The sequence below is a fragment of the Sphingopyxis granuli NBRC 100800 genome, assembly GCF_001591045.1.
GTDB classification, from domain to species: domain Bacteria; phylum Pseudomonadota; class Alphaproteobacteria; order Sphingomonadales; family Sphingomonadaceae; genus Sphingopyxis; species Sphingopyxis granuli.
Genome location: NZ_BCUA01000039.1, coordinates 21,125 through 34,883, shown reverse-complemented (window position 1 = coordinate 34,883; position 13,759 = coordinate 21,125). Strand labels below are relative to the sequence as shown.

Annotated in this window: 11 protein-coding genes; 9 read left to right on the top strand and 2 right to left on the bottom strand. The window is 69.9% G+C overall.

All coding sequences use genetic code 11. From position 1 onward, the window contains the following. Both SGR02S_RS10885 and SGR02S_RS10880 read left to right on the top strand, forming a co-directional pair. Nucleotides 1-697: amidohydrolase family protein (locus SGR02S_RS10885; protein ID WP_156483051.1), on the top strand; the 697-nt coding region annotated here is incomplete at its 5' end. Then, nucleotides 694-1,950 (top strand): amidohydrolase family protein, encoded by a 1,257-nt coding sequence (locus SGR02S_RS10880; RefSeq protein ID WP_067109241.1) that lies wholly within the window; start codon nt 694-696, stop codon nt 1,948-1,950. The genes SGR02S_RS10885 and SGR02S_RS10880, both read left to right, overlap by 4 nt. 8 nt (nt 1,951-1,958) lie before the next feature. Here SGR02S_RS10880 and SGR02S_RS10875 read toward each other — a convergent pair whose 3' ends face one another. Together SGR02S_RS10875 and SGR02S_RS10870 are read right to left on the bottom strand one after the other, a co-directional pair. Further along, nucleotides 1,959-4,769: a M16 family metallopeptidase gene (locus SGR02S_RS10875; protein WP_067109238.1), complete on the bottom strand. Its 2,811-nt coding sequence runs from the start codon at nt 4,767-4,769 to the stop codon at nt 1,959-1,961. A 44-nt stretch (nt 4,770-4,813) separates the two neighbouring features. Next, entirely contained in the window at nt 4,814-6,148 is a 1,335-nt protein-coding gene (locus SGR02S_RS10870) for an amidohydrolase family protein (protein ID WP_067109235.1), read from the bottom strand. Nucleotides 6,149-6,287: 139 nt separating this feature from the next. On the opposite strand from SGR02S_RS10870, the gene SGR02S_RS10865 reads away from it, so the two are divergent. From SGR02S_RS10865 to SGR02S_RS10835, 7 genes are all read left to right on the top strand, one after another. Beyond that, the gene (locus SGR02S_RS10865) at nt 6,288-7,214 is read left to right on the top strand and encodes a 4-hydroxy-tetrahydrodipicolinate synthase family protein (protein ID WP_067109233.1); all 927 of its coding nucleotides are present in this window, start codon (nt 6,288-6,290) and stop codon (nt 7,212-7,214) included. Between the two features lie 206 nt (nt 7,215-7,420). Beyond that, entirely contained in the window at nt 7,421-8,461 is a 1,041-nt protein-coding gene (locus SGR02S_RS10860; RefSeq protein WP_067109230.1) for a rod shape-determining protein, read from the top strand. Between the two features lie 286 nt (nt 8,462-8,747). Continuing rightward, nucleotides 8,748-9,524, top strand: coding sequence for an SDR family NAD(P)-dependent oxidoreductase (locus SGR02S_RS10855; protein ID WP_067109228.1), 777 nt, complete (start codon nt 8,748-8,750; stop codon nt 9,522-9,524). Continuing rightward, nucleotides 9,521-10,324: an enoyl-CoA hydratase/isomerase family protein gene (locus SGR02S_RS10850; protein WP_082797091.1), complete on the top strand. Its 804-nt coding sequence runs from the start codon at nt 9,521-9,523 to the stop codon at nt 10,322-10,324. Before SGR02S_RS10855 ends, SGR02S_RS10850 begins: the two co-directional genes overlap by 4 nt. Continuing rightward, on the top strand, nt 10,309-11,085 hold the full coding sequence (locus SGR02S_RS10845) for a UdgX family uracil-DNA binding protein (RefSeq protein WP_156483052.1): 777 nt from the start codon (nt 10,309-10,311) through the stop codon (nt 11,083-11,085). Before SGR02S_RS10850 ends, SGR02S_RS10845 begins: the two co-directional genes overlap by 16 nt. A gap of 13 nt (nt 11,086-11,098) precedes the next feature. Continuing rightward, a complete protein-coding gene (locus SGR02S_RS10840) occupies nt 11,099-12,112 on the top strand; it encodes a ligase-associated DNA damage response exonuclease (protein WP_067109222.1) in 1,014 nt (337 codons plus the stop codon). Further along, on the top strand, nt 12,109-13,701 hold the full coding sequence (locus SGR02S_RS10835; protein ID WP_067109219.1) for a cisplatin damage response ATP-dependent DNA ligase: 1,593 nt from the start codon (nt 12,109-12,111) through the stop codon (nt 13,699-13,701). Before SGR02S_RS10840 ends, SGR02S_RS10835 begins: the two co-directional genes overlap by 4 nt. The last annotated feature ends 58 nt before the right edge of the window (nt 13,702-13,759 follow it).

The following is a 13,759-nucleotide window of genomic DNA, read 5'->3' as shown; positions in this document are numbered from 1 at the left end:
CGACGCCGCCGACTATGCGCGCAAATGGGACCGGTGGGAAAGCGGCGACCGCACCGGCGAGCCGCCGAAGCGCGACCTGCAGCTCGAAACGCTCGCCGGGGTGCTGAAGGGCGAGATATTCGTCCAGAACCATTGCTACCGTTCCGACGAGATGGCGAACATGATCGACATCGCGCACGAGTTCGGCTTTCGGATTCGCGCCTTCCATCACGCGAACGAGGCGTACAAGATCGCGCCCCTGCTGGTGAAGGAGGACATCTGCGTCGCCACCTGGGCCAACTGGTGGGGCTACAAGATGGAGGTGTTCGACGCGATCGAGGAGAATGCCGCGCTCGTCGAGGCGGCGGGCGGCTGCGCGATCATCCATTCCGACGACCCGGTCCTGATCCAGCGCTTGAATCAGGAGGCGGCGGTGGCGCTGTCGGCTGCCTGGCGCGCCGGGCTGAAGATCGAAAAGGCCCGGGCGATCCGCTGGTTCACCGCCAACCCGGCCCGGGCACTCGGCATCGCCGACCGGGTCGGCACGCTCGAACCGGGCAAGAATGCCGACGTCGTGCTGTGGAGCGCCGATCCCTTCAGTATCTATGCGCGCGCCGACAAGGTCTGGATCGACGGCGGTCTCGTCTTCGATCGCGACGATCCAACCTATCGGCGCCATTCCGACTTTCTGGTCGGACAAGCGGGAGAAAGGCCATGATCCGCTTCCTCGCCGCCTGCGCGGCGCTCGCTCTCGCGGCGCCCGCGGCCGCCGAAACCATCGCCATCGTCGACGCGACGCTGCTGACGATGACCGAGGCCGGGACGATCGGGAAGGGGACGGTCCTGATCCGCGACGGACGCATCGCGTCGATCGGCGCAAATGTCGCGGTCCCGCCCGATGCGCGCATCGTCGACGGACGCGGCGGCGTCGTCACGCCGGGCTTCATCCAGGCCGACAGCACCCTGGGCGCGGTCGAGGTCAGCCAGGTGCCGGCGAGCGCCGACCGCGCGACGCACAGCCGGACGATCAGCGCCGGCTTCGACATTTCGCTGGGGCTCAATCCCGATTCGATCCTGCTGCCGGTCTCGCGGCTTGCGGGAATCACGCACGCGGTCACCACGCCGCTCTACGACGACCGGTCCGGGCGCGACCTGCAATTCTCGGGACAGGCCGCGGTGATCGATCTGGCGCAGCGCCCCGACATGGTCACGCGGCCGCGCGTGGCGATGGTGCTCGAAATGGGGGAGGGTGGTGCCGAACGCGCGGGCGGCGCGCGCGGATCGGCGATCGTGGCGCTGCGCGCGACGCTCGCCGACGTCCGCCATTTCGCGCGTCACCGCGCCGCCTACGACCGTGGGGAAGGGCGGCCGCAGACGCTGTCGCGCATCGACCTCGAAGCGCTGGTGCCGGTGGCGGAAGGCCGCATGCCGCTGATCGTCAAGGTCGATCGTGCGTCGGACATCGTCGAGATGATCGCGCTGGCCCGCGAGGAGGGACTGCGCATCATCCTCGACGGTGCCGAAGAGGGCTGGCGGGTGGCCGATGCCATCGCGGCGGCGAAGGTGCCGGTCATCGTCGACCCGCTGGCCAATCTGCCGCACAGCTTCTCGCAGGTCGGCGCGTCGATGGACAACGCCGCGCGGCTGCACGCCGCCGGGGTCGCCGTCGTGCTCAAGGCCGGCAGCGGCGTCGCGCATCGCGCGCGCGAACTGCGCTACAGCGCCGGCAACGCGGTGGCGTGGGGCCTGCCGCACGATGCCGCGGTGGCTGCCATCACCATCAACCCGGCGCGCGTTTTCGGGGTCGCCGACCGCATCGGGTCGCTGGCCGTCGGGCGCGCGGCCGACCTGATATTGTGGAGCGGCGATCCGCTCGAGCCGCTGTCGCAGCCCCGCCTGATCTTCGTCGAGGGGCTCGAAAAGCCGCTGACCGCCCGGCCGCTAGACCTGCGCGACCGCTATTTGCCCTGAGCGTCGGCTCAGGGCAGCGGCTTGCTGTCGACGTCGATCAGCTTCAAGGCGGGATAGCGCTCGCGCAGCGCCGCGATCCACTGTTTCGAATCGCCGGCAAGGATCAGCGTCGCCCGATCGCTCCGGATGTGTCCGGCAACCGTTGCGGCGATGTCTTCGGGGGATGGCGGCGCCTTCGCGGACACTTCGGATGCGAGCACGTCGAGCGACGCGTCGCTGGCAACCAGCGTCGAGAGATAGTTGGCGAGACCCGCCGCGCGCTCGGTCTGGCTCGACAGTCCGTTGACGACGAACGTCGCGCGGTCGGCGATCCGGGCGGCGTCCATGGGTTCGCTGCGCAGGCGCGCGATCTGGCCGAGCACCAGCCCCGCGACCTCGATCGCCGATTCGGTCTTGGTCTGCGTCGCGGCGATCAGGACGGTGGCGTCGCGGCGCACGTCGAGCAGACTGCCGGCGCTGTAGCTGAGGCCGCGCTTGACGCGGATCTCCTGGCTCAGCCAGCCTTGGAAGCCGCCTCCCAGGCCCGCGTTGATGACGCGTAGCGCAGGCCAGCCCGCATCGTCTCGCCCGACGGCCGGGAGCGCCGCGACCACGGCGGTCTGGCCGGCGCCGGGCATGTCGATGGCGATGATCTGCGGCGCGCGGGGCGCGGCCGCTGCACGGGGCTGCGGCGCGGGGACGGCGGATTCGCCTTTCCAGCCCCCGAAAATGCGATCGGCCAGCGCAAAGCCCTGTTCGGGCGACAGCGCGCCTGCGACGATCAGCGTCGCGTTGCGGGGAATCCACCATTGGCGCTGCGCCGCGACCAGCTCGTCGCGTGTGATCGCTGCCAGCGTCGCCGCGCTGGGTGTGCGGCCATAGGGGGCGTCGCCGAACAGGGCGGCCGGCACGGTGCGTAGCGCCGTCTGGAGCGGCTGCTTGTTGGCGACGGTGATGGCGGCGGCCTGCTGGCTGCGGACGCCGTCGAGCGCGTCGGCGGGGAAGTCGGGGCGGATCGCGACGTCGGCCAGGATATGCGCCGCGGTTTCGGCGTTGGCTGCGGGCACCTGAACCGACAGGACGGTCGCGTCGGATTCGGAACTCGCCGCGATCGTGCCGCCGAGCGCCGCGATGTCGCCGGCGATCCGCTCGGCACTCCGCCCCCCGGCGCTCTTCAGCGCCAGCGCCGCGGCGATGTCGCCGCGTCCGGCCTCGCCCGGCGGGTCGGCGGCGTCGCCTCCGTCGATCACCAGCGTCAGCGCGGCCAGGGGCACGTCGGACGACCGGGCGACGACGACGCGCAACCCGTTGGCGAGGCGGCGCTCGGCGACCGACGGCAGCGTCGCGGGGACCGCCGCACCGGGTTGCGGCGGCGGCTCGCGGTCGGCCTCGCTCGCCAGCGTAACGGGCGGCGCGCTCGCCGGCGGCACCGCCGGGCCCATCGCCGTCACCTCGGGCGCGCGGTCGCCGGTGTAGCCCGCGGGCCGCAGGCTTTCGTCGCGATAGCGCAGCGTCACGCGGCTCGCATCGGCCAGCCAGCGGCGCGCGATCCGCTGAAGGTCCGCCGACGTGATCGCGCGGATGGTGGCGAGCCGTTCGTCGGCCAGATGCGGATCGCCGGTCAGCACCGCGCCGCCGCCCAGCGCATAGGCGCGGCCGCGCGCCGTTTCGCGGGCGGAGAGCGCATCGCCGAACAGGCCGTTCTTCGCCGCGGCCAGTTCGCCCGGATCGAGCGGCGTATCGCGCAGCCTGGCGATCTCGGCGGCGAAGGCCGCCTCGGCTTCGCTCGGGTCGCGATCCTTGGCCAGCGTCACGACCAGCGCAAAGGCGTAGCCGTCGCGCGCGGGCAGGTTGTAACTGGTGACGGCCGACGCAAGCCCCTTTTCGTCGACGAGCGCGCGGCGCAGGCGCGATGCCGCGCCGCGGGTCAGCACGGCCTCGATCAGGTCGATTCCGGCGGCGTCGCGATCGGCCGCGGCGGGGGCGCGCCATGCGAACGCCAGCGCCGGCAGCGGCACGTTCGGCGCATAGGCGTCGATCGTCCGCGCCGCCACCGGACGCCCCTTGGCCGGATCGCGCGGAATGGCCCGCTGCGGCCGTGCGATCGACCCGATGTAGCGGTCCGCCCAGGCGTTCAGCGTCTCGGGCTCGAAATTGCCCGAGACGACGAAGACCGCGTTGTCGGGCCGATAATAGGCTTCGTGAAAGGCGCGCACGTCGGCCAGCCGGGCCTGGTCGAGATCGGCGAGCGAGCCGCCGATCGGGCGGGCATAGGGGTGCCCGTCGAAGGCGAAGGCGGGCAGCAGCGTATAGAGGATGCGGCCATAGGGCTGCGCCAGGACGCGCTGCCGCAGCTCCTCCTTGACGACGTCGCGCTCCGAATGAAAGCTTGCCTCGTCGATCACCAGATTGCGCAGCCGCTCGCCTTCGAGCCACAGCATCGCCTCGAGCCGGTTAGCGGGGGCGGTGACATAATAATCGGTGTAGTCGAACAGCGTCGACGCGTTGGCGGTGCCGCCCATCGCGTTCACCGCCTCCAGCACCCCGCCGGGCAGGTTCCGGGTCGTCTTGAACATCAGATGCTCGAACAGATGGGCAAAGCCGCCGCGCGCGGGGGGATCGTCGCGCTGGCCGACATCGTACCAGATGTTGATCGACACCGTTGCGGTGCCCGTGTCCCGGATCGCGTAGAGGGTCGCGCCATTGGCGAGAACGCGCTTCGTGAAATCGAGTTTCGGCACGTCGAGCAGGGCCGGCGCCGCCGCTGCAGTCTGTGCCGCGGCCGGCGTGAAGGACAGCGGGCTGGCGGCGAGAAGCAGGAGGGGGATCAGGCGGCGCATCGGAATCTCCCTGAATAGTGCAAGGGCTTCGGGCAAAGAGGGGGTCAGCGGAGCAGCGAGATGCCGTCGCGTCGCACCACGCGACCGCGCTGCATGACGAACAGCGGCCGTTCGGTCGCGCGGATGTCGGTGAGCGGGTTGCCGGGGACGGCGACGATGTCGGCCCATTTGCCGGGCGTCAGCGTGCCCATCTCGGCTTCGAGGCCGATCAGCCGCGCCGCATTGCTGGTACCCGCGAGCAGCGCCGCGCCGGGGCGCATTCCCGCCTCGACCATCAGCGCGAACTCCATCGCATTGCGGCCGTGGCCGTCGGGACGGACCGTCGCGTCGGTCCCGAGCGCGATTGGGACTCCGATGCGCAGCGCGGCGCGGAACATGTCCGCGTGCGCGGCGGCGGCGACATGCGCCTTTTCGGCGATGTTGGGGGGATAGCCGTCGGCGTGGCTCTCGACCCAGTCGAGCGCCATGAAGGTCGGGACCAGATACACGCCTTTCGCGCGCATCAGTTTCAGCGTGTCCTCGGACAGGAAACTGCCATGCTCGATCGAATCGATGCCCGCCTCGACCGCCAGCCGCGAGGCCGCGTCGCCGTGCGAGTGCGCGGCGACCTTGCGTCCCCATTTATGGGCCTCGCCGATCACCGCCTCCAGCTCCTCGCGCGTCAGTTGCGGCACGTCGACGGGGTCGTAGGACAGCACGCCGCCGGAGGCGCAGACCTTGATCGCGTCGGCACCCCACTTGATCTGGTCGCGCACCGCCTCGCGGCACTGGTCGGCGCCGGTGCAAACGCCCTCGCGCGGGGTCAGCGGCGCGACGCGCTGCGCCGGAAAGGGTGGCCGGTCGCAGCTGCCGCCGGTCGCGGTGATCGCATTGCCGGCGGCCAGGATGCGGGGCCCCGGCGTCAGGTCCGCCGCGATCGCGTTGCGCAGCCCGACGTCGATGAACTCGCGGCCGCCGACATGGCGCACCGCCGTGAAACCGGCCTCGAGCGTCCGGCGCGCGTTGGCGGCGGCATAAAAGGCCATTTCGGTCGGGTTGCGCATCAGCTCGTTGAGCGTCTTGCGATAATAATTCTCGTCGGGTTCGAGCGTCAGGTGCGAGTGGACGTCGATAAAGCCCGGCAGCAGCGTCGCGTCGCCCAGGTCGATGACCTCGGCGCCTTCGGGAATCGCCGCATCGCCGCCCACCGCGACGATCCGGCCGGCCCGCACGACGACGACGGCATCGCTGCGCAGTCGCTCGCTCGTCGCGTCGAACAGGTGCGCGGCGCGAAGCACGACCGTTTTTTCGCCGTCCTGCGCCGATCCGGTCGCGCCGGCGCAGAGCAGAAGGGCGCCCGCCAGCCCCGCGCGCGCGATGCGTTGAATGGCTTTCAGCATGGCATGTCCCCCGACCCCTTCGGCAAAGACGCGAACGCCCTATCGCATAGGAGCGACGAGTGCGCCGAATCCGCCAGCGCGATAGCGGATTTCGCGTCGCCATCCATCTGTTCATGCGCGGCAGCAACAGGGGAGCAGCATGTCCAAAAGCCGGATCGAGGGATCGTTCGTCGCCACCGTCACACCGTTCGACAGCCGCGGAGAGATCGATTTCGGCGCCTGGCGGACGCTGATCGACCATCAGCATCGTCACGGCACTGCGGCGATGCTGTTCCTGGGATCGACCGGCGAACCATCGCTGCTGTCGCCCGAGGAGAAGCAGCGGGTGATCGTCGAGACCGCGAAGATGCGGCCGCCGGGAATGCTCTTCTACTACGGCTGCACCGGGGCCTCGACGGCGCAGGTGATCGACAATGTGCGCTTTGCCGCCGCCAATGGCGCCGACGGCGCGATCATCGCCGCGCCTCCCTATATCTGCGCGCCGGAGACCGATATCGAGCAATTCTATCTTGATGTCGCCGATGCGGCGGACTTGCCGCTCGGCATCTACAACAACCCGCCGCGCGTGAAGACCGACCTTCATTGGGACCAGCTGCTGCGGCTTTTCCGCCATCCCAATATCGTCGTGCACAAGGAATCGACGGGGCGCGTCGGGCAGGTGGCGCAGATATTGGCGGCCGCACCCGACGTTTCGGTGATGTGCTGCGATTCCCCCAATCTCGGGCTGGTCGTGCCGACGATGGCGTTGGGCGGGCACGGGACCGCGAACATGAGCGGCAATCTGGCCCCGGCCGAAATGGCGGCGATTTCGAAACCCTGGACGGGCGCCGCCGATGCCGCCGCCTTTCGCGAGCGCTATCTGGAGCTGCTGCCGCTGCTGCATTTTCATTATTCGGCGATCAACCCGGTTGCCATCAAGTCGCTGATGCGCGCCTGCGGGTTGCCGGTCGGCGAATTGCGCCGGCCGCTTCGCGGTCTGTCGCCGGCGCAGGTCGAGACGGGGCTGGAATTCATCCGCACGAGCGGAATGGGGGCTCGCTACGGCTATACCACCGGGACGGCGTGAACAGGGCGCGGCGTTCGCGCGATCCCTGGAGCGTCCGGGAACCGCCGGATTTTCGGTCAGGCGCGGGAAACCCACGGTCCGGCTCGCACGGTTATTGACCTGGCCTCGCCCTTTACCCATGCGGACGGCTTGCTTGGGCAAGCGTGGGCCGGGGGGCGGGGCGCTTGATTCGGGCGCGACAAGGATCAAAGGTTTCGTCCCCGTTCATGACCATATTCCAGCGCTTCGCGCCGCACGCGCATGACATCGCCATCGACCTCGGGACGGTGAACACCGTCATTTACGTTCGCGGTCGGGGGATCGTGCTCAACGAACCGTCGGTCATCGCGCTCGAAACGCGCGACGGGATTCGCCACGTCAAGGTCGTCGGCAACGACGCCAAGCCGATGATGGGCAAGACGCCCGCCAATATCGAGGCGATCCGGCCGCTCCGCGACGGGGTGATCGCCGACATCGACGTCGCCGAACAGATGATCAAGCATTTCATCGACAAGGCGCTCGGCGGGCCGAGCCGCCTGCGCCGCCGCAGCCATGTCGTCGTCTGCGTCCCCTCCTGCTCGACCCATGTCGAGCGCCGCGCGATCCGCGACGCGGCCTCCAACGCCGGCGCCGTCAGCGTCCAGCTGATCGAGGAGCCGCTGGCCGCGGCGATCGGCGCCGGACTGCCCGTGACCGAACCGCGCGGAACGATGGTCGTCGACATCGGCGGCGGCACGACGGAGGTCGCGGTGCTGTCGCTCGGCGGCGTCGCCCACAGCAGTTCGGTGCGCGTCGGCGGCGACAAGATGGATGACATGATCGCCTCGTCGATCCGCCGCAAGCACAACATGATGATCGGCGAAATGACCGCCGAGCGCGTCAAGCTCGCGATCGGCTCGGCCGTCGCACCGCAGGGCGAGGGCATCGTCATGGCTGTCAAGGGACGCGACCTCGTCACCGGCCGGCCGTCCGAAGTCCAGGTGTCCGAGGCGGAGATCGCGGAGGCGCTCGCCGAACCCGTCGGCCAGATCGTCAGCGCGGTGAAGGCGGCGCTCGAACGCACGCCCCCCGAACTGTCGGCCGACATCATCGAGGAAGGCATCACGCTGACCGGCGGCGGGGCGCTGCTGCGCCGCATGGACCAGGCGATCGCCAAGGCGACCGGTCTGCCCGTCCGGGTGGCGGAAGACGCGCTGATCTGCGTCGCGATGGGCGCGGGCCTGACCTTCGACGATCAAAGCTATCGCGGTATATTGATGGCCGCCTGACGGCCGCGCAGGGCCGATGGGAATAGCCTTTCGGCCGCCGAACCCTCATCCCCCGCCCGCCACCGTTGGCGGCTGCGACGGGGGAATAGGTTGGTTGTGCACAAGAAGAACATTAAGAGAACAAATGGCGGCTGTCAAGCGGCGCATGCACGCAATGGCGACACAGTTTGAAATGCGTCGCGTGACTTTGCTTGGAAGGGAGGCGCCCACCGCCGCGCCACGCTCCCCTCGGTTGACGTAAACGGTAACTTGTCTATCGGTCGCTGCATCGGAACGGGAGACATCTATGAGCAAGGAACCGCAATTCGATCTTTCGGGGCGCGTCGCGCTGGTGACGGGGGCGTCGTCGGGGCTCGGTGCCGGGTTCGCGCGGGCGCTGGCCGCGGCGGGCGCGAAAGTCGTGCTGGCCGCGCGGCGCGCCGACCGGCTCGCCGAACAGGTCGCCGCGATCGAGGCGGCGGGGGGGCAGGCGGTCGCGGTGTCGCTCGACGTGACCGACGAGGCATCGACGAAGGCCGCCTATGATGCCGCGGAGGCGGCGTTCGGTACCGTCGACACGATCATCGCCAACGCCGGCGTGGCGACCGAGAAGGTGGCGCTGGGGCTGGCGGTCGAAGAGGTCGACGGCCTGCTTGCCGCCAATGTCCGCGGCGTCTTCCTGACCGTGACCGAGGGCGCGCGGCGGCTCGAAGCCGCGGGCAGCCGCGAGCGGCAGCACGGCCGCGTCGTCATCATCGGTTCGATCACCGCCGACAAGGTGTTCCCGGCGACCTCTGTCTATGGCGCGACCAAGGCGGCGGCGCGCCACATGGGCAAGGCCTTCGCACGCGAATGGGCGCGGCGCGGGATCAACGTGAACGTCATCCAGCCCGGCTATTTCGAATCCGAGATGACCGCCGAACTGTTCAGCAGCGAGGCGGGCCGCAAGTTCGTCGCCAGCTTCCCGCGCCAGCGGCTGCGCCCGGCCAGCGACCTCCATGCGCCGCTGCTCTTCCTCGCCTCCGACGCGTCGGCGGGGGTGACCGGCAGCGTCATCACCGTCGACGACGGGCAGACCTTGTGACGGACGAAGCGAAGGGCGAGCTGATCGTCGAGCGGCGCGGCGCGGTCGAGATCGCGACGCTCAACCGGCCCGAGCGGCTGAATGCGCTGAACGAAGGGCTGGTCGAGGCGCTGAACGCCTATTTCGGCGGGCTCGCCGAACGCAAGGATGTGCGCGTCGTGCTGCTGCGCGGCGCCGGTCGCGGTTTCTGCGCCGGGCTCGACATCCAGGAGGACCGGGCCGGCGACGAAACGCCGGTGTTGCGCACGCTGCGGACCCAGACCGATATCGGCAATATCTATCGCAGGATGCGCGCCTGTCCGCAGCCGATCATCGCGCTCGGCCACGGCGCCGCGGCGGGTGGGGGGCTGTCGCTGCTGCTCGCGTCGGACGTGCGCTACGGCGCGCCCAGCTTTCGTTGCAACGCCGCCTATATCCGCATCGGGCTCGGCGGTTGCGACATGGCGTCGAGCTATTTCCTGCCGCGCCTCGTCGGGGCGAGCCTCGCGTCGGAGATGATCCTGACCGGGCGCTTCGTCGGCGCGGAGCGGGCGCTCGCGGCGGGGCTGATCAGCGAGATCGTCGACGAGGACAAGCTGCTCGACCGCGGGCTCGCGCTCGCCGAAGAGATGCTCGCGACCAGCCCATGGGGCCTGCGCCTGTCCAAGCAGGCGCTGAACCTCAACATCGACGCGCCGAGCCTGGAAGCGGCGATGGCGATCGAGGACCGGCAGCAGGTGATCCTGTCGGCGACCGAGGATTACAAGGAAGCGCTCACCGCTTTCCTCGACAAGCGCCCGCCCGAATATCGCGAGCGATAGGGGGCCTTCGGAAGGAAAGACGGCGACCCGGGCGCCCTCGCCCTGGAAGGGCGAGCCGGATTCGAGCAGAACAGGAACGGAAGCGGGCGGCGGCCGTTTCGGGAACGACCCGAACGGAGACGGAACCGACCCGCGTGCCCGAAGATCAGCCATCCGCCGATGCCTCCGACGCTCCCGCAACGCTGTCCGCGCTGGCGGCGGCGGTCGATCGCTGCACGCGCTGCCCGCTCTATCGCCACGCGACGCAGGGCGTGGCGGGCGAGGGACCGAAGAGCGCGCGCATCATGCTGATCGGCGAACAGCCGGGCGATCAGGAGGACCGGCAGGGCCGGCCGTTCGTCGGCCCGGCGGGCCGGCTTCTCGACGCCGCGCTGGACGAGGCCGGGCTCGACCGCCGGCGGCTTTTCCTCACCAATGCGGTCAAGCATTTCAAGTTCACGCCGCGCGGCAAGCGGCGGCTGCACCAGACCCCGACCACCGGAGAGGTCGACATCTGCCGCTGGTGGCTCGACAGGGAGCGCGCATTGGTGCAGCCCGATCTCATCGTCACGCTGGGCGCCACGGCGCTGCGCGGAGTGACGGGAAAGAGCGCGAGCATCCGGTCGATGCGTGGGCACGCGGTGGAACTGGAGGGAGGCGCAAGGCTGGTGGCGACGGTCCATCCGTCCTTCCTGCTTCGCATGCCCGATCGCGAGCGGGCGGCGCAGGAGCGCGCCGCCTTCGTCGCCGACCTCGTCCGGGCGCGGACGCTGCTGGCGTGACGGGGGCTGTCTGATGGCGCGTACGGCGGCTTGGCTCGAACCGCATCCGCATGGCCTCTACGTGCGGCCGGCCGATCTGTGGATCGACCCGTCGCGCCCGGTCGAGCGCGCGGCGGTGACGCACGGCCATGCCGACCATGCGCGCAGCGGTCATCACGCGGTCTTCGCGACGCCGGAGACGCTGGCGATCATGGCGCTGCGCTATGGCGTCGATACCGCGGCGAGCCGCAATGCCGCCTTCGCCTACGGCGACGGGTTCGAACGCGGCGGCGTGCGCTTTTCCTTCCACCCCGCCGGACACGTCCTCGGCAGCGCGCAGATCGCGATGGAATATCGCGGCGAGCGGATCGTCGTCACCGGCGATTACAAGCGCCGCGCCGACCCGACCTGCGCGCCGTTCGAAATCGTCCCCTGCGACATCTTCATCACCGAGGCGACCTTCGGCCTCCCGGTGTTCCGCCATCCGCCGACCGACGGAGAGATTGCGAAGCTGCTCGCCGCGGTGCGCGCCGAGCCCGACCGCTGCGTCCTCGTCGGCGCCTATGCGCTGGGCAAGGCGCAGCGGGTGATCGCCGAACTGCGCCGCGCGGGATGGGATGCGCCGATCTTCATCCACGGCGCGCTCGAACGCATGTGCGCGCTCTACGCCGACCATGGCGTGGCGCTCGGCGACCTGCGGCTGGTCGGCGAGACCGCAAAGGCCGAGATGGCGGGGCAGGTCGTGCTCGCGCCGCCTTCCGCCCTGCACGACCGCTGGTCGCGGCGGCTGCCCGATCCGGTCACCGCCATGGCCTCGGGCTGGATGCGGGTGCGCCAGCGCGCGCGGGCGCGCATGGTCGAACTGCCGCTCGTCATCTCCGACCATGCCGACTGGGACGAACTCACCGCGACGATCGCCGAGGTGGAACCGCGCGAAAGCTGGATCACCCACGGCAGCGAAGAAGGGCTGCTGCGCTGGTGCGAACTGACGCAGCGCCGGGCGCGCGCGCTGCATCTCGTCGGGCGCGATCTGGAGGAAGAGGCGTGAAGCGCTTCGCGGCCCTGATCGACCGGCTGGTCTACACGCGTTCGCGCAACAGCAAGCTGGCGCTGATCGTCGATTATCTTCGGCACACGCCCGATCCCGATCGCGGCTGGGCGCTCGCGGCGCTGACCGACGCGCTCGATTTCCCGGCGGTGAAGGCGGGAACCGTGCGTGCGCTGCTCGCGACGCGGATCGATGAGGAACTGTTCCGCCTGTCGCGCCATTTCGTCGGCGACACGGCGGAGACCGCGGCGCTGCTGTGGCCGGACGGTTCAGGGAAAAAGGGCGACATCAGCGTTTCCGCTGCCGTCGACGCCTTGTCTGCCGCGACACGCAGCGATGCGCCCGCGGTCCTTGCTTCGCTGCTCGACCGTCTCGACGCCGACGGCCGCTATGCGCTGCTCAAGCTGGCGCTCGGCGGGATGCGGGTCGGGGTGTCGGCGCGGCTCGCGAAGCAGGCCTTCGCGCAGGCGTTCGATGTGCCGGTCGATGACGTCGAGGAGTTGTGGCACGCGATCCCGCCGCCCTATGCGCCGCTCTTCGCGTGGGGCGAGGGGCGCGCCGCCCGGCCCGATCTCGCCGACGTCGCCTTCTTTCGCCCCTTCATGCTCGCGCATCCGCTCGACGAGAGCGAGGCGATCGATTTCGCTGCCTTCGCCGCCGAATGGAAATGGGACGGCATCCGCGTCCAGATCGTGCGTGGCGGCGGCGCGGGCGGCGCCGAGACGCGCCTCTACAGCCGCGGCGGAGAGGATATCGGCGCCGCCTTTCCGGAACTGCTCGCCGCCTTCGACCAAGATGCGGTGATCGACGGCGAACTGCTGGTGCGCGGCGAAGCGCAGGGCGGGGTCGAGGGCGGCGCCGCCAGCTTCAACGCGCTCCAGCAGCGGCTCGGGCGCAAGACGGTGACGAAACGGATGCTCGCCGACTATCCCGCCTTCGTGCGCGTCTACGACCTGCTCGGCGTCGACGGCAACGACCTGCGCCTGCTGCCGTGGACCGAGCGGCGGCGGCAGCTGGAAGCGTTCGTGCCGCGGCTCGCGATCAGCCATTTCGACCTGTCGCAGGTCATCGAGGCGCGCGATTTCGCGCATCTGGCGGAACTGCGCGCGGGCGCGCGCGACGCGGCGATCGAGGGGGTGATGCTCAAGCGGCGCGACGCGCCTTATGTGGCGGGGCGCCGCGCCGGGCTGTGGTACAAGTGGAAGCGCGACCCGCTGACCGCCGACTGCGTGATGATGTATGCGCAGCGCGGCAATGGGCGGCGCGCCAGCTTCTATTCGGACTACACTTTCGGCTGCTGGTCCGACGCGGGCGAGCTGCTGCCCGTCGGCAAGGCCTATTCGGGCTTCACCGACGAGGAGCTGAAATGGCTCGACAAGTTCGTGCGCGACCACACCACCGATCGCTTCGGCCCGGTGCGCGAGGTGGAAAAAACGCTGGTGCTGGAGGTCGCCTTCGATTCGATCCACCCGTCGAAGCGGCACAAGTCGGGGCTCGCGATGCGCTTCCCGCGCATCGCCCGCATCCGGCGCGACAAACCGGCGGAAGAGGCCGACCGCATCGCGACGCTGAAGGCGATGGCGACATGACTGGCCGGGCAGGAAAATTTGCCTTCGCAGGGTTGTAAGCGCTAAGCGCGATACCGAG

What these genes read in the sequence shown, in the direction of transcription:
- SGR02S_RS10865 (WP_067109233.1), top strand. Translation starts at nt 6,288, where the DNA reads ATGTCCAAAAGCCGGATCGAGGGATCGTTCGTCGCCACCGTCACACCG.
- SGR02S_RS10840 (WP_067109222.1), top strand. Translation starts at nt 11,099, where the DNA reads ATGGCGCGTACGGCGGCTTGGCTCGAACCGCATCCGCATGGCCTCTAC.
- SGR02S_RS10870 (WP_067109235.1), bottom strand. Translation starts at nt 6,148, where the DNA reads ATGCTGAAAGCCATTCAACGCATCGCGCGCGCGGGGCTGGCGGGCGCC.
- SGR02S_RS10855 (WP_067109228.1), top strand. Translation starts at nt 8,748, where the DNA reads ATGAGCAAGGAACCGCAATTCGATCTTTCGGGGCGCGTCGCGCTGGTG.
- SGR02S_RS10860 (WP_067109230.1), top strand. Translation starts at nt 7,421, where the DNA reads ATGACCATATTCCAGCGCTTCGCGCCGCACGCGCATGACATCGCCATC.
- SGR02S_RS10875 (WP_067109238.1), bottom strand. Translation starts at nt 4,769, where the DNA reads ATGCGCCGCCTGATCCCCCTCCTGCTTCTCGCCGCCAGCCCGCTGTCC.
- SGR02S_RS10880 (WP_067109241.1), top strand. Translation starts at nt 694, where the DNA reads ATGATCCGCTTCCTCGCCGCCTGCGCGGCGCTCGCTCTCGCGGCGCCC.